Annotated in this window: 18 protein-coding genes; 5 read left to right on the top strand and 13 right to left on the bottom strand. The window is 70.6% G+C overall.

Features of this window, described 5'->3' with window-relative positions; genetic code table 11:
* Nucleotides 1-38: 38 nt before the first annotated feature.
* On the top strand, nucleotides 39-998 hold the full coding sequence (locus tag ACYVF7_RS55290) for a CU044_5270 family protein (protein ID WP_460355989.1): 960 nt from the start codon (nucleotides 39-41) through the stop codon (nucleotides 996-998).
* A 126-nt stretch (nucleotides 999-1,124) separates the two neighbouring features.
* On the opposite strand, the gene ACYVF7_RS55285 is transcribed toward ACYVF7_RS55290, so the two are convergent.
* The 6 genes from ACYVF7_RS55285 to ACYVF7_RS55260 form a co-directional block, all read right to left on the bottom strand.
* Complete coding sequence (locus tag ACYVF7_RS55285) at nucleotides 1,125-2,534, bottom strand: S41 family peptidase (RefSeq protein ID WP_460355986.1); 1,410 nt, start codon at nucleotides 2,532-2,534, stop codon at nucleotides 1,125-1,127.
* Between the two features lie 113 nt (nucleotides 2,535-2,647).
* The gene (locus ACYVF7_RS55280) at nucleotides 2,648-3,397 is read right to left on the bottom strand and encodes an SDR family NAD(P)-dependent oxidoreductase (protein WP_460355984.1); all 750 of its coding nucleotides are present in this window, start codon (nucleotides 3,395-3,397) and stop codon (nucleotides 2,648-2,650) included.
* Nucleotide 3,398: 1 nt separating this feature from the next.
* A complete protein-coding gene (locus ACYVF7_RS55275; RefSeq protein WP_460355982.1) occupies nucleotides 3,399-3,878 on the bottom strand; it encodes an SRPBCC family protein in 480 nt (159 codons plus the stop codon).
* Entirely contained in the window at nucleotides 3,853-4,242 is a 390-nt protein-coding gene (locus tag ACYVF7_RS55270) for an ArsR/SmtB family transcription factor (protein ID WP_460355979.1), read from the bottom strand. Before ACYVF7_RS55270 ends, ACYVF7_RS55275 begins: the two co-directional genes overlap by 26 nt.
* Nucleotides 4,243-4,319: 77 nt before the next feature.
* On the bottom strand, nucleotides 4,320-5,264 hold the full coding sequence (locus ACYVF7_RS55265; protein ID WP_460355976.1) for a J domain-containing protein: 945 nt from the start codon (nucleotides 5,262-5,264) through the stop codon (nucleotides 4,320-4,322).
* Nucleotides 5,261-6,007, bottom strand: coding sequence for a hypothetical protein (locus tag ACYVF7_RS55260; RefSeq protein ID WP_460355974.1), 747 nt, complete (start codon nucleotides 6,005-6,007; stop codon nucleotides 5,261-5,263). The genes ACYVF7_RS55265 and ACYVF7_RS55260 overlap by 4 nt, the downstream gene beginning before the upstream one ends.
* Nucleotides 6,008-6,146: 139 nt before the next feature.
* On the opposite strand from ACYVF7_RS55260, the gene ACYVF7_RS55255 reads away from it, so the two are divergent.
* Nucleotides 6,147-6,647, top strand: a complete 501-nt coding sequence (locus ACYVF7_RS55255) for an NUDIX domain-containing protein (RefSeq protein WP_460355972.1) — start codon at nucleotides 6,147-6,149, stop codon at nucleotides 6,645-6,647.
* A 22-nt stretch (nucleotides 6,648-6,669) separates the two neighbouring features.
* Here the strand turns inward: ACYVF7_RS55255 and ACYVF7_RS55250 are convergent, their stop codons facing one another.
* From ACYVF7_RS55250 to ACYVF7_RS55230, 5 genes are all read right to left on the bottom strand, one after another.
* Nucleotides 6,670-7,482, bottom strand: coding sequence for an SAM-dependent methyltransferase (locus ACYVF7_RS55250; RefSeq protein ID WP_460355971.1), 813 nt, complete (start codon nucleotides 7,480-7,482; stop codon nucleotides 6,670-6,672).
* 156 nt (nucleotides 7,483-7,638) lie between these two features.
* A complete protein-coding gene (locus ACYVF7_RS55245; RefSeq protein ID WP_460355968.1) occupies nucleotides 7,639-8,019 on the bottom strand; it encodes a hypothetical protein in 381 nt (126 codons plus the stop codon).
* Between the two features lie 92 nt (nucleotides 8,020-8,111).
* A complete protein-coding gene (locus ACYVF7_RS55240; RefSeq protein ID WP_460355966.1) occupies nucleotides 8,112-9,221 on the bottom strand; it encodes an amidase domain-containing protein in 1,110 nt (369 codons plus the stop codon).
* Between the two features lie 425 nt (nucleotides 9,222-9,646).
* Complete coding sequence (locus ACYVF7_RS55235) at nucleotides 9,647-11,110, bottom strand: FG-GAP-like repeat-containing protein (protein WP_460355964.1); 1,464 nt, start codon at nucleotides 11,108-11,110, stop codon at nucleotides 9,647-9,649.
* Between the two features lie 347 nt (nucleotides 11,111-11,457).
* Nucleotides 11,458-12,294 carry a class I SAM-dependent methyltransferase gene (locus ACYVF7_RS55230; protein ID WP_460355962.1) on the bottom strand — a complete coding sequence of 279 codons (837 nt, stop codon included), beginning with the start codon at nucleotides 12,292-12,294 and terminating at the stop codon, nucleotides 11,458-11,460.
* Nucleotides 12,295-12,391: 97 nt separating this feature from the next.
* Here ACYVF7_RS55230 and ACYVF7_RS55225 point away from each other — a divergent pair, with 97 nt between their 5' ends.
* A complete protein-coding gene (locus tag ACYVF7_RS55225; protein ID WP_460355959.1) occupies nucleotides 12,392-13,024 on the top strand; it encodes a TetR/AcrR family transcriptional regulator in 633 nt (210 codons plus the stop codon).
* 144 nt (nucleotides 13,025-13,168) lie between these two features.
* A complete protein-coding gene (locus ACYVF7_RS55220; protein ID WP_460355958.1) occupies nucleotides 13,169-16,540 on the top strand; it encodes a phosphodiester glycosidase family protein in 3,372 nt (1,123 codons plus the stop codon).
* A 25-nt stretch (nucleotides 16,541-16,565) separates the two neighbouring features.
* Here the strand turns inward: ACYVF7_RS55220 and ACYVF7_RS55215 are convergent, their stop codons facing one another.
* Complete coding sequence (locus ACYVF7_RS55215) at nucleotides 16,566-17,114, bottom strand: DUF6529 family protein (protein ID WP_460355955.1); 549 nt, start codon at nucleotides 17,112-17,114, stop codon at nucleotides 16,566-16,568.
* Nucleotides 17,111-18,556: a vanadium-dependent haloperoxidase gene (locus ACYVF7_RS55210; RefSeq protein WP_460355953.1), complete on the bottom strand. Its 1,446-nt coding sequence runs from the start codon at nucleotides 18,554-18,556 to the stop codon at nucleotides 17,111-17,113. Before ACYVF7_RS55210 ends, ACYVF7_RS55215 begins: the two co-directional genes overlap by 4 nt.
* 398 nt (nucleotides 18,557-18,954) lie before the next feature.
* On the opposite strand from ACYVF7_RS55210, the gene ACYVF7_RS55205 reads away from it, so the two are divergent.
* Nucleotides 18,955-20,460 (top strand): glycoside hydrolase family 76 protein, encoded by a 1,506-nt coding sequence (locus ACYVF7_RS55205; protein ID WP_460355952.1) that lies wholly within the window; start codon nucleotides 18,955-18,957, stop codon nucleotides 20,458-20,460.
* Nucleotides 20,461-20,547: the final 87 nt, after the last annotated feature.

Raw genomic sequence — 20,547 nt, 5'->3', positions numbered from 1 at the left:
GCAGGAATGACCCACTCGAAGGACCAAGGGGAGAACACATGATGGATGTCGATGAGCGGCGGCTGGCCCAGGCCATGCACCGAGCGGCGGGAGGCATCGAGCCGGAGGTGAACGCGCTGGTCGACGGGGGCGTACGGCGTGGCCGCCGGATGCGGTCGCGGCACCGTGTACGGACCACGTCGGCGGTCGCCGCGGTGACCGCCGCCGCCGTCACCGCGGGTGTGCTGACCGCCGGAGCGGACGGCGGGGCCGCCCCGTCACGGGCGCCGTCCGTACGGCTGGTGAGCGCGTCGGAGGTACTCGGCAAGGCCGCGCAGGCGGCGGAGGCACGCCCGCAGGCCAAACCGCGCCTGAACCAGTGGCTGTACCAGAAGATGCTCGAGTCCGGCGTCGGCGGAGAGCCCGGTGCGCGCCCGGTGACCAGCGAGACCTGGACCAGGTTCGATGGCAAGGGCGATGCGTCGTTCCGGAACGGAAAACTGGTGTTCTTTCACTCGAGAGGCCCATCCGCCCGGGAGATGCAGAAACGGATCGACTCGGCGGCATCGCTGTCGACGGATCCCAAGGTGCTCCGCGCGAACATCTACAAGGATGTCGACGCCGAGAAGCGCAGCGACTGGCGATACCCGACGCGCGATGGCGAAGCCTTCGGAGATGCCGCGCAGTGGCTCTGGAACACCCCGGTCGGCATTCCGCCCAAGGCCCAGGCCGCCCTGTACCGCGTCATGGCCATGATCCCCGGCGTCCAGGTCGAAAAGGTCGAGGACGGCGCCGGCCGCCACGCCATCGCGGTGACACACGGCTACGGCGAACAGTTCCTCCTCGACCCGACCACCTACCAGATGGTGGGGCAGCGAACCGTCAACAACGGCCACAACGCACCGATCTCGAAAATCAACGGCGTGGACCCCAGGTGGAAGAAGCTCCCCGTGGGCGCCGTCGTGTACTCCCTCACCCGCCTCACCGTGAAAATCGTCGACCGCGCCGGCCAGCGATGACGGCGTCGATCGAGTGAGTTCACCGGCCGCCGCGGACTCCCGTCCGCGGCGGCCTTGAAAGACGACTCCGATGAGAGGCCACCTATGCGCCGGCGCTCATCCCGGACGCCGGGGGCTGGTGAGCCGTTACCTGCGGGTCAGGAGGGCGACGGCGCGGTCGAAGGCGGAGTCGCGGCCCTTGGCGAGTTCCTCGTCGGTGAAGACCGGGGTGCGGACGTCCGGCGGGATGCCGGGGCCGTCGAAGGTCGTGCCCGTGCGGGTGAGGAACTCCTCGTCGGGCAGGCCGAAGGCCCAGCCGTTCGGGAGGTGCCGGTCGAGGATGTCGGAGAAGACGCCCTGGGTGTTCTCGCCGATCCGGACCGGCCGGGGGAGTCGGTCCATGAGGGCCTGGGTGAAGGTCTCGCCGGCGCTCACGGTGGAGCCGCCGGTGAGGAGCGCGACCGGTCCGCGGTAGAGCGGTGCGTGGGCGGGGCGTACCTGGATCGGCTGGGGGCGCGTGAACCCGGCCGCGTTCTTCGGGTCGTCGCGGACCCGCTTGGAGTACGCCGTGTAGGCGCGGCCGGTGAGGCGGGACGCGATGCGCAGCCCGAGGACGTCCGACCCGCCGCCGTTGACGCGCAGGTCGATGATGAGCCCCCGGAGCTTGCCAGGGCCGGTCGTGCGGGCGGGGGTGAGGACGGCGTCGAGCGCGCGGTCGAGCTCCGCCGCGTTGGCGGCGTAGGTATCGGCGTCGGTGTACCCGCCGAATCCGGAGATCCGCAGGTAGCCGAGGCGGCCGGCCAGGTCGGCGTAGGAGATCCGGCCCTGGGCGAAGTCCCGCAGCGGCGTGTCCCGCTTCGCGATGAAGGCCTTGATCTTGGCGTCGTAGTCCGGCGTTGGCATGGTCGTGCCGGGCCGCACGTGGTAGAGGATCTTGCCTCCGGCGATGATGCCCGTGTGCGCGTCGTGCAGCGGCGTGATCATGGCGTCCAGGATCGACAGCAGGCGGTCGTCGGTGGTCCCGGCGGTCACCTGCGCGCGGTAGCGCTGCCGCACGGCGTTCCAGTCGATGCCCTTGGCGGCGAAGAAGGGGTAGTTCTCGGCGAACGTCTGCCAGAACACGTCGAACGTCGTCCGCGGATCCTTCGGTACGGACCGGCCGCACCGGGCCGGCAGCGCGGCCGTCCGGCGCAGCCCCCGGACGCCGGCCGACCCGTCGATGCTGAGGTGACCGCCCTGGCGGTCGCGCCACACCCGGATGACGTCGTCGTCCTTGTCGGTGAACGTGACCCTGCCCCCGGCGCCCACCGGCCCGCTCTGCTGTGCGGTGAATCCGGGCAGGCAGCTCACCGCGGTCGTCTCGTACGCGCGCATCCGCCCGTGGTCGATGGACAGGACGGTGGCGTACCCGTCCGAGGTCCACACGCCGTCGACCGGGCTTTCCTCATTGGTGGCGGCCACGGCGGACGGCGCGGCCGCCGCCAGCGCGAGCGTCGCGGCGACGGCCGTGGCCGTGACTCTGCGGGGAATCTTCCTTTGGTGCTCGGGCTTCCGCACGGCGCTTTTCCTTCGTCTCGGCGATCAAGGCGCCGTCAGGTTAATGACGCGTCCTTCGCCGTTTCGTCACTCCGCAGAACCGGATCCAGGGTCACCCTGGAGGATGACGAGGATCAGCCGGGGACCGAGCCGCACGTGATGTTGATCGCCGAGCCGGTGATCGTACGGGCCCGGTCGGAGGCGGCGAAGGCGGCGACGTTCCCGACGTCGTCCAAGGTCGCCGCGCGGCCGAGCATGGTCTTCCCGACGATGTCGCCGACGATCGCCTCCCGGCCCTCGAAGCCCTCCGGCAGCGTCTCGGGCACCCCGCCGGTCTGCAGGGTGACGACGCGCACGCCGTACGGGCCGAGCTCGCAGGCCAGGCTGAGCCGCAGCGACTCCAGCGCGCCGAACGCGACCAGCAGCCCGCCGAGGCGCGGCATCGGCGGGCCGTATCCGCCGAAGATCAGGATCGCGCCCGAGCGCTGCCGCGTCATGTGGCGCGCGGCGGCCCGCGCCGTCAGGAACGTCGTGCGGACCGCCGTGACGACCGGCCGCTCGAAGTCCGCCAGGGACATCTCGGCGAGCGGCGTGCCCTGAACGTCGCCGTGCGCGATGACGTTGAACGAGACGTCCAGGCTGCCGAACTTCGCCGCGACCTCGTCGGCGTGCTCGTCGACGGCCCGTTCGTCCAGCGCGTCGAGCACCGCCGTCTCGGCCCGGCCGCCCGCCGCGCGGATCGGCTCGGCGACCGCCTCCAGCCTCGCCGCGGTCCGCCCGGCCAGGTGGACGCGCGCCCCCTCCCGGGCGAAGGCCCGCGCCACCGCGCCGCCGATCACCCCGCCGCCTCCGTAGATGACGGCGTTCTTCCGTTCGAGCATCATGTCAGCGGCCCTGGAGCTCGGCGAGGAGCTCCTCCAGGCGTTCGTCGGAGTCGCGGATGCCGTGCTCCGCCCCGGAGGCGATCATGTCGTCGCGGTCCTCCACCGACTGGAAGCCCGACACCGAGCGCACCAGCGTCCGGCCGTCGACCTCTTCGAAGGTCACCGTCTCCAGGGCGACGTGGCCGGGCACGCCCTCGTACTCGAAGGTCTGCACGATGCCGTCCGCCGACGGCTCGCCGTGGAAGACGCCGTGGAAGCCGTACTCGTTGCCGGCCGGGTCGGTGCTGACGTATCGCCAGCGGCCGCCGTCGCGCGGCTCGTGGTAGTCGAAGCGCGTGGTCAGCTCGCGCGGGCCGAGCCAGCGCACGATCAGCTCCGGGTCGGTGTACGCCCGGACCACCAGGTCGCACGGTGCCTCGAACTCCCGCGTGATGACGATCTGCGGGATGCCGGGCTCAGCGATGATCTGCGTCTTGGCCATCGTCTTCTCCGTTCGTCGTGGTCGCGTCGGGGCGGCCGTCTCCGCCCTGCAGCGCCGCGAGCAGCTCGTCGAGCCGTTCGTGGCTCTCGTCCCAGAATCGCTGGTAGCGGGCCAGCCAGGTCGTCACGTCGCGGAGCGGCTCGGCCTCCAGGTGGCTGAGCCGGGCCGTCGCGCGACGGGTCCGGGAGATGAGCCCGGCGTTCTCCAGCACCTTCAGGTGCCGCGAGATCGCCGGCTGGGACACGTCGAACGGCGCGGCCAGCTCGGCCACCGTCGCGTCCCCCTGGGTCAGCCGGGTCAGGATCGCGCGCCGCGTGGGATCCGCGAGCGCCGCGAACACGAGGCTGATCCGGTCGTCGGCCACTCCATAACCACCTTGTTTTAGAACGAGTGGGTTAATAATCGATCCGCACTCCGGCCCTGTCAAGGGACCGCAGGGAGTCAGCGCCGGGCGAGCACGCCGGACGCCGTGAACTTGCCGTTCTTGTCGTAGTAGGTGACGTCGAGCTTGGCGCTCTTACGCCGGCCGAGGTGCATGTCGCCGACGTCGCAGCCGGTCATCGACGACCCGAACACGGTCTTCACCGTCAGCCGGTCGCGTTCGAAGGAGACCGGCACGGCCGTGCCGGCGCACTTCCCGTCGAGGTAGCGCACGTCGCCGTTGTGCTTCCCGGCGTGCAGCGTGACCTCGGCCTTCCACCGCGCGTGCGTGCCGTTCTTCTTGGCGGCGTCCGTCACCGTCCCCTGCCACGTACCCGCGAACTTCGCCGGAACGGCCACCGACGGCTGCGGCCCGCGATCGGGGAACAGTGCCGAGAGGATGAGGACCAACGCCCCGCCGAACCACACGACCCCCCAGGCCACCGAGCACCCGATGCCGACCCTCGCCCGGATCGAGCGCCGCCGGCGCACCGGCCGGACGAAGCGCGGACGCGGCGGAGCGGGCGGTGGCCGACCGGCGCCGGTGTCCCAAGGGGGCGCGGGCGGGGGCGGGCCGTGGTCGGCGGTGTCCCACGGGTCCGCGGGAGGGGGCGGGCCGGCGTCGGCGTTCGCCCACGGGTCCTGGGGAGGCGGGGTGCCCGGCGCGGCATCCGCCCACGGATCGTCGATGATCTCCTCGGGTTCCGGCTCCGGTTCCGGCGGCACCGAGCGGAAGGCGTCGTAGGCGGCGCGGTGGTGTTGCAAGACGTCGCGCGCGGCGTTCAGCAGGCGGATGCGGTCCTCGGCGGTCTTCTTCGCCCGCGCGTCCACGACCAGGTCGGGATGCCCGGTCTTCGCCAGGGCGCGGTACGCGCGCCGGATCTCGTCCTGGGTCGCGTCCGGGCCGACCCCGAGCAGGTCGTACGCGTCGTGCCCGGAGAGCTCGGCGAAGTCCGCGGGCCTCACTTGCCCATGCGGCGCGCCACCGAGGCCCGATAGCACGTCAGCGACCAGTGCGCGGTCGCGTCGGAATGGCCGGCGGGGATCACCTTGGTGCCGGACGCGACGGTGACGTCCCGTGCCCCGGCCAGGCAGACCATGAACATGTTCAGCTGGTGCTCGAACCCCTCGTACGCCCAGTTGCAACGCAGCACGCGCTGACCCGAGGCGAACGGCGTCTGCAGCAGCTCCTGCGCGCGCGGCGGGAGGTTGCCGAGCAATCCCCGGTCGGCGGAGTCGAGCCCGGCGATCGGCGCGCCCGGCGGCCTCGGCCCGGACCCCAGAGCGGGACCGGACCCGGGCGCGTACGGCGGCGGCCGGTGGTCCACGCGGACATGCCGCAGCGACCCGGGCTCGAACAGGAACCCCGAGATGGCATAGACCGGGCGATGCTCGGTGTTGATCCGCGGCTCGGCGACGGTCAGGCCTCGGTCCCCGAACACCACGGCGTACGGCCGGCCGTCGAGGCTGGACGAGTCACGGCGGGCGAACCAGTCGATGACGCCGCCGGCGAGCTCCATCAGGCGCTCCCGGGTGCGCCCCCCGATCATCTCCCAGCACTCCTGGCGGAGCTTCTCCCCGGAGTCCAGGCCCATCTCCCCGGCCTGGTGCAGCGGAGCCGTGCCGGGCCGCGTGGGCTCCAGCCCACCGCCGCGCCCCGTGAGGGGCCGGTCGTCGCCGGTCGGGACGATGGGAAACGACGAGTCCACGCGCCGAGCCTCCTGCCCCGCTCCTGCCGACGGCCGAACCCCATTATGTCGACCCCGGCAAGCCGCTGTCCCGTCCTCAGACGGGCCATCCCGCGCTTCCGGGCCGACGCACGGGCGATGACCTCGATAACCTCGCCGGGTGAGTTCTCCTCGCCCGGCGACCCCGCCGCCCGAACAGTTCGTGGCGTCTCTGCCGCGCAAGCGCATGGGCGCCGGCGCGTTGTTCCGCGACACGGCCGGGCGGGTGCTGCTGGTCGAACCGACGTACAAGCCCACGTGGGAGATACCCGGCGGCATCGTCGAGAAGGAAGAGTCCCCGCATGCGGCGTGCCGCCGAGAGGTGGCCGAAGAACTCGGGTTGGACCGGCCGATCCAGCGCGTCCTGGCCATCGACTGGGTGCCGTCTCGGCCCGAACTGCCCGAGGGGCTGATGCTCGTCTACGACGGCGGGGTGCTGTCCGACCGCGACGTCGCGGCGATCCGGCTACCCGCCGACGAGCTGGCCTCGTACGCGTTCGTCCCACCAGAGCGCGTGGGTGAGCTCGCCAACGCGCGCCTGGCCCGCCGGATCGCCGCCTGCCTGGAAGCGGTGGCCGCGGGCGCGCCCGTCCTGCTGGAGAACGGCAGCCCGATCGCCTGAGGTGGCTCTTCCCGCCGGGGGCTCAGCGCTTGCGGCCGGTGGCGCCGAGCATCCAGATGGACTCGGCGTCCCGTACGGCGTCGGGGTCGTCGGGTCGCCACTTCGGGAGGTTGACCAGGCCGGGCTCGACCAGGTCGTATCCGTCGAAGAGCGTCTCGATCTCCTTCGGCGAGCGGAGGATGGCCGGGGAGGTGGCGCGCTTCTTGTAGACGTCGGCGGCCGACACCGCGCCGTCGGCGTTGCGGTCCGGCGGCGTGATGTGGGACAGCGCCAGGTAGCTGCCCGGCACGGACACGTCCCGGAACGCCGCGACGAGGCCGTACGGGTCCTCCTCGTCGGCGATGAAGTGCAGCACCGACATGAACAGCACCGCGACCGGTTCGTCGAACCGGATCAGCCGGCGCGTGTCCGGGTGGTCGAGGATCGGGCCGGGGTCGCGCATGTCGGCCTCGACCACGGCGGTGGTGCCGTCGTCGGGCAGCAGCGCCTTCGCGTGGGCGCGCACGATCGGGTCGTTGTCGATGTAGACGACGCGGGAGCCGGGTGCGACGGTCTGCGCGACCTCGTGCACGTTGCCCTGGGTCGGCAGCCCGGTGCCGACGTCGATGAACTGCCGGATGCCCGCCTCGCCCGCGAGGAAACGCACGGCCCGGCCGAGGAACGCGCGGTTCTCCCGCGCCAGCACGCGCACCTCGGGGGCGGCGGTCAGGACCTGCTCGGCCGCGTCCCGGTCGACGGAGAAATTGTCCTTGCCACCGAGGTAGTAGTCATACATCCGGGCCGGGGTCGGCCGGTCCGTACGCAGGTCGTGGACCGGGACCTCCTCGTCGTCCATCACGGACTCCCTCGATTCCATACACGTGCCGCCGCGGACAATGACCGCCAGTCAAGGTGCAACGAACGTGAAGATCGTTCTGTTCCCGTGGCCGACGCCGGCCGGACGGGTGGAAATCCGGTCGGGCAGGTCGAGGGCCGCACCGCCGCGCGGCGGTCAGCTGGCTCCGGGCGATGGCAGTCGCGTCACGTCCGTGAGGGGGTTGAAGCCCCACTGCTTCTTGTCCCGCAGCCAGAAGGCGTCGGTTCTCAGCCGAAGAGGGTCCGGAGCATCGATGTCCACGACGTACGAGTCCTGCAGGTCCGCCGTGACCGTTATATGCGCGTCACGGAGGCGGTGCCCGCCGAATCGGTCGAGCTGTTCAGAGACCTTTGACCGCCACTGCGAGCCGAGCATCTTCAGAACGGTCCGCTGGTCGCGGTTGTCGTAGGCGGTGAGGAAAGTGCGGACCGCCTTGACAAGGTCGTCCTGCTTGGGAGGTGGACTGCTGTTCCCGACGGAACAGCCTGTCATGATCAGCGCAGCTGTGATCGCCAAGCTGGCGGTTTTCTGGGAAGCGGCCACGCCTCCGGAGGCTACCGACCTCCGGAGGCAATGACAACAGGAAACTAGCTAAGACCCAGGGGATATCAGATGGCGCTGGGGTACTTCGCGATAATGTCGAAAATCGATCTGCGGAAGGTGCTTGGGCTGTGATACGTGACCAACGGAATCCATTGGTTCTGTTGGCGTGCGAAGACGTAGGTGACGATCATTGAGTGGACCTTCCGGCCTTTGTTGTGAAGGTCACCCTGAAATACGTCGCCCCAGTCGAGGTTCGATGGTCTGGCAAGTGCGTGTGCGCGCTTGCTGTACTTGACCGCGAAGTCGTGGAAGTATGGCGCGCCGACCCAAGCCCAGCTTTGATTGTGCTTGCCGTACCACCAGTGATGGGCGTTTCGGTACCAGCCTGTCGCGTAGGCCCAGCCGCCGGCGTGCACCGATTGGCTGACGAAGTTGGTGCAGTCGCCGCCGTCGCTGCGTCCATCGAAGCGGCGGTAGTGCTTGTTGTACTTCTTCCAGTACGTTTCGGCGTAATCGCTTGCCACGGTCGGCTTGTATCGAGGCTTTTGTGCTGGGTGCGCTGTTCGCGGGTCGGGGTCGTACGCTCCGGCTGCCCGCAGGGCCCGACGCGCTTCGGCGGCGGTCACGCCGGTCGGCTCTGTGATCGGGGCGGGTCCGTCGTCGGTCAACTGATGGCTGACCATTCGCGTGGCGCTGAAAGTGAACCGATGATGAGCTACATACTCGGTGTAAACGGCGCTGCCGCTGCCGCTGTAACGGAGACGAGTGTCCTCCGTGAGTTCGACCGTGTATGCCGATCCGTGGTGCGATGTACGCCCGGGAGTGATGGCAGTGGATGTCGCGGCGAATGTCTCACCGACCTCGGACAGCACCTGCCGCAGGCTTTGCAGTTCTCGAATGGTCGTCGTTTCGGACATCACCAGCCTGTCGTCCATCGTCATGCCACCGACGCGACGCGATGTCGCGTCGACTCGTGCGCCGTTGACCAGCGATGTCGCCCGCCGCGCAAGAAAAGCCTGTCCAGCTGCGATCCGTTGTTTCATTGCGGTCACTTCAGCTGCTTCGGCGCTGCCTGGATGCGAGAGCGTCATCCCGCTCGCCAGGACTACGCCGACGCTCAGTACACCCGCTGCCTTGACTGATGTTCTGGATCGACCGATTCGGTTAATGGTCACCGCTCTCCCCGTGAAGTCGACCTACCCCGTGATGCGCTGATTCGGTTTTACCCGACCGAGTGTCGATCTTGTCAAATCTGTAAGGTGAGGTGGCCGGTTGTGGACTAATCGGGTGACGGTCGAGGTGGGGCGAAGTCCGGAAATGCCGTGGCGCGAGTTCGAGGCCCCCGCGCTGAGTGGGTCGGGGAGCGCAGGTCGCTTACTAACGAATCTCCAGCTCAGCGAGCCGTGTGGCGGTCCTGCGCCGTGTCAAGTCGCTATACATGGTTCTGTTCCCGTGCCGTTCATACGGGAACAGGCGCGGCACCTCGCGGCACCGCGCCCGTCGCCATACGGCAGACTCGGCCCGCCGAGTTCGCGCCTCAACCGACCGAGTTCGCGCCTCGGGCGGACGAGCTCGCCGCTCGGCCGGCCGCGTTCGCGGGTCAGCCGGTGGAGCCGTTCCAGCCGGTCGTGAGCTGCTGCCGGGCGGCGTACCCGGTCGCACGGCCCGGGTAGACGAACATGACGCCGCTGCTCGCCTCGACGCCCACCAGGTCGTTGACCCCGTCACCGGTGATGTCCCCGGTCAGCGTCAGCGAGCGGATGCCGCCCCAGCCGGAGCCGAGCTGCTTGGCCGTCCCGAGGGAACGGGTGCCGCCCGGGTAGACCCAGAGGGTGCCGTCGGACTTGCGCACCGCGATGAGGTCGGGCTTGCCGTCTCCGGTGATGTCGGTGACGCCGGTCAGCTTCTCCATGCCGGTCCAGCCGCTCGCCCGCAGCTGCACGCGGCTGCCCAGACCCTTGACCTTGCCGGGGTAGAGCCACAGCGCGCCGTCGCTCTTGCTCACGGCGATGAGGTCGGCCCGGCCGTCGCCGGTGAGATCTCCCATGCCGGTGAGCTCGGTCATGGCGTTCCAGCCGCTGTTGCCGATCTTGATCGGCGTGCCGACGGCGTTCGTGGCGCCGGGGTAGGCCCACAGGGTGCCGTCGCTCTTGCGGACGGCGACGAGGTCGGCCTTACCGTCGCCGGTGAGGTCGCCGATGCCGGTGAGCTGGGCCATGCCGTTCCAGCCGCTGCTGCCGATCAGCTTCCGCCCGGACGTGGCGAACTTCGGACCGGGGTACAGCCACAGCTTCCCGGTGGCCTGGTCGACTGCCACGGCGTCGGCCGTGCTGTCACCGGTCTGGTTGCCCAGCGTCGACAGGCCCACGTCGGTACGGGCGGTGATCAGGAACATCCCGTACGACTGCATGTCCGCGGCGAGGCTCTTGGCCGAGAGGGTGTGCGTCCCGCCGGTGGACTTCCACGGGTCGAAGACCGTGATCGTCCCGGCGGTGCGGTTGTAGCCGTACGCGACGATGGCGTGCCCGACCTTGCTGCCGCTCATCTTGGAGTTCCACGGCAGCTTCTCCATCCACACCCCGAGAACGGGGGCCCGCTTGAGCACGCCGACGTCGTAGGACACCTTCGCCATCAGGCTCGAGGCGGTGGAGGCGTCCGCGAAGCCGTACGAGTAGCCGAGCGGGTCGGCGTAGGAGTTGAGCACCGGCCGCGCCTGGGCGCCCGTCGTGCCCTTGGTGGGGCTGGTGCCCATCTTCTTGGCCAGGGTCTCCTGGCTCACGCTGACGCCGAACGTCGACAGGCTCATCGACGATGACGTCGGCACGCAGTTCATATTGGTCTTCTGGTACTGCCCCTTCAGGGACAGCTTCGCCGACGCCGGAGCGGGGGCAGCCGCCGTCGCGGTGACCTGCGGGGCCATCGCCCGCGCGCCCGGCTTGGCGACGAGGTTCGCGCCCGGGCGAGGCGTCGGCGCGGCGTTCGCCACGTCCGTCAGTCCTCCGCCCGCCAGGATGAGTGCCGCCACAGATCCCATCGGCAGCACCCGCCGGCCGAACGACCTCATGCAATCTCCTCACTCACTGCCGGTTCGCCGCGTCCGGTGCGGAGGCGCCGCGACCGCTGGGGGTCGGAGGCCACGCCGGTCGCGGCTGAGCCGGTCGGATACCGGCCGGGATCTTGGACGGCGCCGCGCAGGGTACGGATCCACGGAATTCGGGGGAGGGCGGCGCGCCACGGCCAGGCCGGCCATCGAACGCCGGTCACTTCAAAACCGGGCGGACCTCTATAGATCGCCCGGAGGACTGGCAACCGGATCGTACCGGACAGTGATCTTGCGTGGTGGCACCGCCCGGAACTTCACCGCGGCGGGAGAAATTCGTCTGGCCGACCAGGGGAGTGCCACGCGGACGCTCAGGGGCGGACGGCGCTCACCAGCCAGACGGCACCGGGGATGCGGATGCCCTCCGTGGTCTCGTACGCCGAGAGCCCGGCTCGCAGTTCTTCGCGCGTCCTTTGGACGACGGCGGCCTCGACCCCTTCCAGGTTGAAGCGGACCGGTCCCTGGCCGAGGATGAACTCCGCCGCGTCGGTGGCGTCGCGGCCGTAGTCCATCAGCGCCTCGACCCCGGTGACGCTCACCTCCGCGAATCCGGCCGCATCGAGCACCTCGTGGATGCGGGCCGGGTCGACCAGGGAGCCCATCCCCCGCGCGGCGGGCGACGGCCCGTGCATCAGCGGCTTCAGGGCCGCGGTGGCACGGGCGTAGGCACTGTCGGGGGTGCCGCCCTGTGGACCCACGAACACGAGCCGCCCGCCCGGTCGCAGCCCTCGCCGGATGTTCGCGAACGCGGCGACCAGGTCGTCGAAGAACATCACCCCGCCGCGGCTGATCGCGGCGTCGAAGCCGCCGTCGGGGAAGTGATGGACCTGGGCGTCCCCCTGCTCGAACCCGACATTGGCGATGCCCTGCTCCGCGGCGTCGGCGCGGGCGCGTTCCAGCATCGGCGCCGAGATGTCGACGCCGACGACGTGCCCGCGGGACGCGCGGCGCGCCGCCACGAGCGTGATCTGGCCTGTTCCGCAGCCGACGTCGAGGACGCGGTCGTCCTCATCGATCGCGGCGGCTCGGAACAGCGCGTCGTTGAAGGCGGCGACCATCGCGTCGTAGCGGGCGGCGTTCCGCGCCCAGTTGGCGCCTTCCCAGCCGTTCCACGCTTCTGCTTGCCGAACGTTGGCCATGGCCTGCATCGAGGTCTCCTCCTGTGCCGTCGGGTGACGGACGCCCGGTCGGCGCACGTCACTAGAGTTCAACTCTAGAGTCGATATCTAGAGATAAGCTATAGCCATGAGTCAGGTCAAGGGCGCGGACAAGCGGGCGCGGAAGGCCAAGGAGACGCGGGAGCGCATGCTGGAGGCCGCACGCGAGCTGTTCGTCCAGCGTGGATACGGCGCGACGTCGCTCCAGGAGATCGCCGATCGGGCGGGCGTCGCCGTGCAGACGATCTACTTCACGTTCGGCAACAAGCGCGTGCTGCTCAAAGAGCTGGTCGACGTGTCGATCGCGGGTGACCAGGAGCCGATCGCGACGATGGACCGGCCGTGGTTCCAGGAGGCCCTCGCGGCCGAGACCGCCGACGCCCAGCTACGGCTTCATGTCCACGGCACGCGCGGGATCCTGGAGCGAGTGGCTCCGATCATCGAGATGCTGCGTGCCGCCACCTTGGCCGATCCGGGGATCGCCGAGCTGTGGGACCAGGACGTCGACCCGAGATCGACCGTCCACACGGTGGCCGCCCGGGCACTGGTGACGAAACCGGGGATCCGTGCCGAGGCCACGGAGGAGTACGCCGCCGACCTGCTGTTCGGCCTGCTCAGCCCGGAGCTCTATCTGCTGTTCGTCCGTGACCGCGGCTGGTCGCCCGACCAGTGGGAGCACTGGTCACAGGAGACCCTGAGCTGCCGGCTCTGTACCGGCTGAGACGGTCCGCGGCTTCGTCGTTCCGCGTGGTCCCTCCGGTGACACGGAAGATGTTCATCTGGGCGACCACGATCGGACAAGATCGGTGTTAGTGATCAGCCGGCCGGCACGTTAGCCTCCTGCGGCACCCCCACGGAGGACTCGATGCGCGTACGATCCTTGCTCACCGCGGGCGCCCTCGCTCTGGGCGTTCTCGGCGCACCCGCTTGGAGCGTTCCGGCGCGGGCGGAGCAGCCGCCGCCCGTCCCGGCGCCCTCCTACCAGACCGCCGTGCCCGGCGAGTCGATCGAGGCCGACCGGGTCGACCAGCCGGTGGCCCCGGGGATCGTCCGCACCACCTTCGACACCTTCGGCCGTACCGGCTGGACGCGCGCGCACGTGCTCAGCGCCGACCTGCGGAACCACTCGGTCGGCGTCGACCTGGTCGGCCGCAAGGTCAGCGAGGCCCGGCCGCTCGCGCAGGCCGCCGACGAGCAGCGCGCGGTCGCCGCCGTCAACGGCGACTACTTCGACATCACCGAGACCAACGCCGCCATCGGCCCCGAGATCCAGGGCGGCACCCTCCGCAAGGGCACGAACCAGCCGTCGACCGTCGCGACCATCGGCACCGACGGCCTCGCCCGCCTCGCCGACCTGGCCATCCAGGGCACGGCCACCGTCGCCGGCGTCGAACGGCCCCTCGCCGCGCTCAACTCGGCGAGCGCGCCCGCCGACGGCATCGACGCCTTCACCCCGCAGTGGGGGCCGGGCCTGCGCACCCTCATCCGCGACCCCGGCCCGTACACCGAGCTCATCGTCGCGGGCGGCAAGGTGACCGCGGTCAACGACCACCTCACCACGACCCCGGTCCCCGACGACGGCCTCGTGCTCCTCGGCCGCGGCGCTGCCGCCGGGCAGCTCGCCGCCGCCAAGCCGGGCGACGCGGCGGCGATCTCGTTCGCCCCGAACACGAAGCTGAAGATGGCGCTGGGCAGCGGCGCCGTGCTCGTCCGCGACGGCAAGGCGATCGACTTCCCGCCGAGCACCGGCAACGACGCGCTCAAGCCCCGCACCGCCGTCGGCTGGAGCGACGGCGGACGCCGGCTCCTCCTCGTCGCCGTCGACGGGTCGTCGAGCTCCTCCACCGGGCTGAGCTTCGACGACACGGCCCGGCTGATGGCCCGCCTCGGCGCCGGCGACGCGTACATGCTCGACGGCGGCGGCTCCACCGAGGCCGTCGCCCGCCGCCCCGGAGACGCGGGCGTCAGCGTCGTCAACACTCCCTCCGACGGGAGCGAGCGGCCCGTGCCGAACGGCGTCGGCCTGTTCAGCCGCAAGGGCTCCGGCACGCTGCAGGGGCTGGACGTACGGCCGCGCGCCGACCGCGTCTTCCCCGGCCTGACCCGCGACGTCACGGCCGCCGGGTACGACGAGACGTACGCGGCGGTGCCGGTCGGCGGGCGCCACGTCACCTGGGAGGCCGGGCGGCTCGGCCGGGTGAGCGGCGGCGTCTTCCACGCCCTCGCCCCGGGCGCCTGGCTGCGCGCCCGCGCCGGGTCCGCGCGCGGCGACCACGACCTGCGCGTCCTCGGCCCGCTGCACCGGCTCGCCTTCACCCGGCGCGCCGCCACCCTGACCCCCGGCACGCCGATGGACATCGGGCTCACCGGGAACGACGCCGACGGCTTCGGCGCGCCCGTCGCCCCACGCGACGTCACCCTCGGCTATGACCACAACGCCATCGACGTCACCGCCGAACCCGACGGCGACCTGAAGGTCACCGGCAAGCCCGGCGCGACCGGCAGCGGCACCGTCCTGACCGCGACCGTCCGCGGCGTCACCGCGAAGCTCCCCGTGTCGGTCGGCCTCGTCGACAAGTCCATGGCGGAGTTCGAGCCGGACGAGAAGTGGAGCGCGTCGGCCGCCCGCGGCACCGCCAAGGTCGACACCGTGGAGGCCGCCGACCGTCCCGGCGCACCCGCCGGCAACCACGCGCTGCGCCTCACGTACGACTTCACCGGCCAGCCCAGCACCTCCGCGGGCTACGCCGTCGTCCAGCCGACCCCGCTCACCCTGCCGAGCGGCGCGAGCGGCCTCGCCCTGTGGGTGAAGGGCGACGGCAAGGAGCACTGGCTGCGCGCGACCCTCCGCTCCCAGGGCACCACCAACGTGCCGTTCACCTTCGCGCTCAGCGTCGACTGGACCGGCTGGCGGCGCGTCAGCGGCACCCTGCCCGCAGGGTTCGCCACGCCGATCACGCTGCTGAACATCTACGTCGTCGAGACCGCGCAGGACAAGAAGGACGCCGGGGAGCTGGAGTTCGACGCCCTCGCCGCCCAGGTCGGCCAGCAGCCCGACGACCGCGAGGCGCCCACGCCCGACCCGTACGTCCTGCAGCAGCGCGGCGTCGGCGCCGGCCGCTGGACGTACGCCATCATGTCCGACCTGCACGTCAGCGCCGCCGCGGGCGCCGGCTCCTTCCCCGCCAAGCAGGCGGCCGCCGCCCTCGACCAGGCCGTCGCCGCCAAGCCCGACTTCATCCTCGTCAACGGCGACTTCGTCGACAGCGACAGCCCGGCGGACTTCGCGTTCGCCGACCAGCTGCTGAAGGACCACGTCCCGGCGACGCTGCCGGTGTACTGGGTGCCGGGCAACCACGAGGCGGGCCTGGGCTCGGGCGGGCTGGACAACTTCGTCAGCGCGACCGGCCGCAAGACGCGGCAGGTGTTCGACCACAAGGGCACGCGGTTCATCCTGCTCGACTCCCACACGGGCAGCCTGCGCACGTCGGACTGGGACCAGATCCCCGCGCTCCAGGACGAGCTGAACAAGGCCGCCACGGACCGTTCCGTCACGGGCGTCGCCGTGCTCTTCCACCACCCGCCGCACGACCCGTCCGGCGCCGGTGACTCCCAGCTCACCGACCAGCTCGAGGCGGGTCTCGTCGAACGCTGGCTGGCGACGTTCCGGGAGGAGTCCGGCAAGCCGGTCGCGCTGTTCAACGGCCACGCCCACACCGCAGCCGTCACCCGCGCGGACGGCGTGCTCGAGGTGAACACCCCGGCCGTCGGCAAGACCCCGTACAGCTCACCGGACCAGGGCGGCTTCTTCGGCTGGATGCGCGTCGGCGTCGACCCCCGCCCGGGGCGCGTACGGGCCGGTCTGCCGGATCCGGGAACGCGCGACTGGCTGGAGGCCGAGAGCCGCCCGCTCATCGACGGCATCGAGCTGTCGGCGCCCGAGCGTGTCCCCGCCGGCGGGTCCGGGCAGGTCGCCGCGACCGGCGTGACGAGCGGCTTCGGGCTGCGGTTCCCGCTTCGCTACCCGGCCAGCGTGACGTGGAGTGGCGGCCCGGGCCTGGTGGTGACCTCGTCACCGGAGGAGGCCAAGGCCGCCCGCCACCGCCGCGACGTCCTGGCGATCCTCGACCCGGCCACCGGCACCCTGACCGCCGTACGCCCCGGCACGGTGACGGTCACGGTCACCTCCGGCCCCCAGGCCAAGTCCGCCACGGTGACCATCGACCCGGGCACCTGATCCGGCGCACCCATGCGCCGACGAACTACGGCTGGGTCAGCTGCCAGAGCGGCCCTGAGAACCACAGGATCGCGACGAGGGAGAAGAGGGTGCCGCCGGCGAGCGGCAGCGCCCAGGCGGTCAGGTACCGGCTGCGGACGATGAGCACCTTGGCGGCGAACGCGCCGTAGAAGAAACATCCGGCGATGGCGTGCAGGGCGACCCGGGCGCTGTACGTCTGCACCCCGTACGCGGTGATGCAGTGGTAGGCGATGGGCAGGGAGAGCACGAACAGAACGGCTCCGCCGATGCGGTGAGCGAGCGGTACCCGGCGTGGGGCGGCTCCGGCCCCGGGCAGCCGCCGGTACATCCACAGCGCCAATATCAGCTGGAAGAACGCCAGACATTGCAGTGCCGTGCCGAGCTCGGCCTTGAGAAGGTTCGCGTCGCCGCCGCGGCGCCCGAACAGACTGCTGTCGTAATTCGGCGTGTGCGTCCGGCCGAACGCGAACAGCGCCGCCGCCACGACGAGCGCGAGCCCGGCCGCCGCCGCCAGTCGCGGTCCGGCCCGCTTCCTCATGCTGCTCTCGGTCATCTGCTCCCTACCCGTCCTCGGCCAGGGGCGACGATCTCGCCGAGTTCGGCGTCGTGGACCGCGACGCCGAGGCGTTTGGCGGGGCCGGTGTGCGGGGTCTTCCCGGGCGGGGGAGCCGGCGTGACCGTGGTGATGTTGAGCCGGCCCAGGGTGTACCGGCCGATGGCCGCGCCGAGTCCGTTGCCGGCCTGGTGGTCCAGCCGGGTGTGCACGCCGCCCCAGATGCGGCTGAGCCCGGCTTCGGTCGCGGTCGCGCTGAAGCCGGTGTAGCGATTGGCGTAGGGCGGTGCGCCGCCCGGCGCGGCGGGTGACGTGAGGGTGAAGGCATTGCGGTCGCCGTAGAAGGCGGTCAGCACCGTCGCCGCCGCCGTGCTGATCGCGCTGTGCATGCCCGGGTAGGACGGGTCGGGCGGGGTCGGGACGAGCGGGGTCCAGGTGGGGTCCCGTTTGATCCGCGGGTTGCCTTCGGCAAGGCGGATGGCGGTGATCGGCCGCCAGAACCGGTAGGTGTACTTGGCGTCGTAGACGCCGATGGTGGCGTCGGCGATGGTGAGGTTCAGCAGCGCGAACATGTCCGCCGACTGGTCCAGGTCACTCTGGCGCGCGAGGGCGACCTGCTGGGCGATGTCGTACCAGTAATTCTGGATCGGAGCGGTCCAGAGCTTCGCGAGCGTGGTCTGTTCCGCCGTACGCGTCGTGCTGTGGGCGGCGCCGACGCTCCCGACCTCATTGACGGCGGCCGCATAGTCGGAGCTGCTCAACGCCGGGGGTGCGGCCGGGCGGAACTGGTGGCCGGTGGTGAGCAGGAACGGGGTCACCTTGCCCCAGCCGGTGAACTCCGGTGGCTTGAAACCCGGCGGCGTCGGCCGGTAGTCGCCGGGTCTGCCGGTGGTGGTGTAGGGAGGTGGTACGGCGTCGGCGCCGTCGTGCGCGCGTAGGGCGAGGATGCCGTGGGCTGCTTGGGAACCGACCCGGATGCCCTCCTGCTTCGCGTGGCCGGCGGGAATGGCGGCGAGATCGGCGGTCAACTGCCGGTCGAGCTCGGCCTTCCGTTCCGGGTACAAGGCGACGAGGGTGTCGTGCGCGGCCTCCGCCGCCGCGGCGGGGCGTGAGGCATCCCGCGGAGCGGTGAGGGCGATGCCGTAGACGGGGTGAGCCCGGCTGATCGCGTTGACCGCGTCATAGACGGCCGCGCTCATGATCGCGAAGTTGCGGGTCGGGTGGACGTGAGACTGCTTCGTCTGCGGAGACCGCACGATGGTGAGCAGTGTCCGGTTCCAATCGATCACTACGTTGCCTTGCGAGGCTCTCTCGACGACGCTGCTCTCGGGTGGGGAGGCGGTGGCCGTCACGGCGCCTTGGGCACCGATGGTGAAACCGGCCACCGCGAGCGCGAGCACGGGACGGCGCTGAATTCTCCGCGGTATTGAGAGAGCGATCATTCCCACGATGTCCTCTTGTCGGCTAGCGGAAGGGAAACTGTCGGTCAACCGGAGGAAATGTGTGAGTCGCCTCGGCGTAGTCGCATATATCGAGTTACCAGGGCCGATACCCTACCGCGTTACCCCAAAACCATCGAATCCCGCCGCATTCCTGGTTGGGGTGGTGCTGATCTGCAGGACAAATCGCCATGGATCGGCAAATATGTTCCGTCGTAGGAAAAAGAGGGGCTGGGGCGCGGTCAAATAGCTTCACGGTACGTGCGCGCCTTGGCCGGTCGGTGATTCGGTCTGGCAAAAGCCGACCGGACACTGCCCCTGCTCCCGGGACGATCCATAGAGTCGCCAGGGCGGTTGGATTGACCATTGACGTGACCTCGGGTGCGGATCAATAGTCGATCATGTCGATCCCCCGCCCCGCTCCAGGCCCACGGAGCCCCGCCCGCCCATCGATCCGCCGCTTCATCCGCCTGCTGGCGACCGCCTCACTCGTCGCCGCCGCCATCCCCGCACTGGCCGGTACGAGCGCTGCCGCCGCGTCCATCTGCGACAAGTACTGCGACGGTCGCGACCCCGCCCTGTCCGCCGGCGACCGCGCTCCCGTCCAGGCCACCATCTACTCGCGGCAGATCGTCCTGCACCTCGACGACGCCGACGACATGGCCTGGGGCAGCATCGACAACGGCAACCCTGCCGACGAGGTGTGGCTGGACCGCTCGTTCGACGGCGGCCGGAGCTGGAGCCAGGGCAGCAAACTCGGCGACACCACCGTCCCCAGCGGCCAGCGCGGCTGGCGCACGCTCATGTACAACGTCGACGACTGGAACAACCGGGGTGTCGGCGCCGTACGCGCCTGCGGCAAGGCCGGCGACCGCGCCGAGATCGCCTGCACCCCGTGGGCGCGTACGACCTGGAACGCCGGAAGCCGCTCGACCGCCGCGGCCACCGCGCTGATGATGTACTACGACAACGGCACCGGGCTGTGGACCACCACCAACTGGTGGAACTCCGCGAACGCGCTGACCGCGATCATCGACAACGTCCGGGTCGCCGGAATGGGCAGCTACCAGTACGCGATCGCCGCCACGTACGACGCCAACCGCTCCGCGCAGGGCGGGAACTTCCGCAACGACTACCTCGACGACACCGGCTGGTGGGGTCTGACCTGGGTGGACGCCTACGACCTGACCGGCGACACCCGCTACCTGGACACCGCCCGCGCAGACGCGGACTGGATGACCTCCTACACCGACGGCACGTGCGGGGGCGGCGTCTGGTGGCGCACCCAGAAGGACTACAAGAACGCCATCGCCAACGAGTTGTACCTCCAGCTGACCGCCGCCCTGCACAACCGCATCCCCGGCGACACCACATACCTGAACCGGGCGAAGCAGGAGTGGTCCTGGTTCAAGGCCTCCGGGATGATCAACTCCGCGAACCTGATCAACGACGGTCTCACCCTGTCGACCTGCAAGAACAACGGGCAGCCCGTCTACTCCTACAACCAGGGCGTCATCCTGAACGGCCTGGCCGAGCTGTACCGCGCCACCGGCGACTCCGGCCTGCTGACCGACGCGCGGCGGCTCGCCGACGCTTCCACGACCAACCTGGCCCTCAACCCGAACGGGATCCTCGCCGACCCGGGCGAGCCCCAGTCGAACGGCGGCGGCGACGGCCCGTCGTTCAAGGGCGTGTACGCGCGCGGGCTTGCCGTGCTCAACAAGGCCCTCGGCGACCACCCCTACACCGCGTACCTGAACCGGCAGGCCGACTCGGCGTACGCCCACGACCGGAACGCCCTCGACCAGTACGGCTACCACTGGGCGGGCCCGCTGGACTCGACGGACGCTGCCCGGCAACAGAGCGCCCTCGACCTGATGAACGCCGCCGCCGCGGGTGGCGCGTGACGGCGAGGCCGTGACCAACAGAAAATCTGGTGGAGAAACGTAAATACTACAATTTCCGTTCATGTTTGACCGGTCGATGCGGTGGCG

The organism is Actinoallomurus acanthiterrae, assembly GCF_054775715.1.
The sequence above is the reverse complement of the archived record's forward strand: the minus strand, read 5'-3'. Positions and strand labels throughout refer to the sequence as shown.

Coding starts and splice junctions, on each gene's coding strand:
- ACYVF7_RS55210 (WP_460355953.1), bottom strand. CDS start 18,556: ATGATCGCTCTCTCAATACCGCGGAGAATTCAGCGCCGTCCCGTGCTC.
- ACYVF7_RS55235 (WP_460355964.1), bottom strand. CDS start 11,110: ATGAGGTCGTTCGGCCGGCGGGTGCTGCCGATGGGATCTGTGGCGGCA.
- ACYVF7_RS55275 (WP_460355982.1), bottom strand. CDS start 3,878: ATGGCCAAGACGCAGATCATCGCTGAGCCCGGCATCCCGCAGATCGTC.
- ACYVF7_RS55290 (WP_460355989.1), top strand. CDS start 39: ATGATGGATGTCGATGAGCGGCGGCTGGCCCAGGCCATGCACCGAGCG.
- ACYVF7_RS55205 (WP_460355952.1), top strand. CDS start 18,955: ATGTCGATCCCCCGCCCCGCTCCAGGCCCACGGAGCCCCGCCCGCCCA.
- ACYVF7_RS55250 (WP_460355971.1), bottom strand. CDS start 7,482: ATGGACGACGAGGAGGTCCCGGTCCACGACCTGCGTACGGACCGGCCG.
- ACYVF7_RS55280 (WP_460355984.1), bottom strand. CDS start 3,397: ATGATGCTCGAACGGAAGAACGCCGTCATCTACGGAGGCGGCGGGGTG.
- ACYVF7_RS55220 (WP_460355958.1), top strand. CDS start 13,169: ATGCGCGTACGATCCTTGCTCACCGCGGGCGCCCTCGCTCTGGGCGTT.
- ACYVF7_RS55230 (WP_460355962.1), bottom strand. CDS start 12,294: ATGCAGGCCATGGCCAACGTTCGGCAAGCAGAAGCGTGGAACGGCTGG.
- ACYVF7_RS55215 (WP_460355955.1), bottom strand. CDS start 17,114: ATGACCGAGAGCAGCATGAGGAAGCGGGCCGGACCGCGACTGGCGGCG.
- ACYVF7_RS55225 (WP_460355959.1), top strand. CDS start 12,392: ATGAGTCAGGTCAAGGGCGCGGACAAGCGGGCGCGGAAGGCCAAGGAG.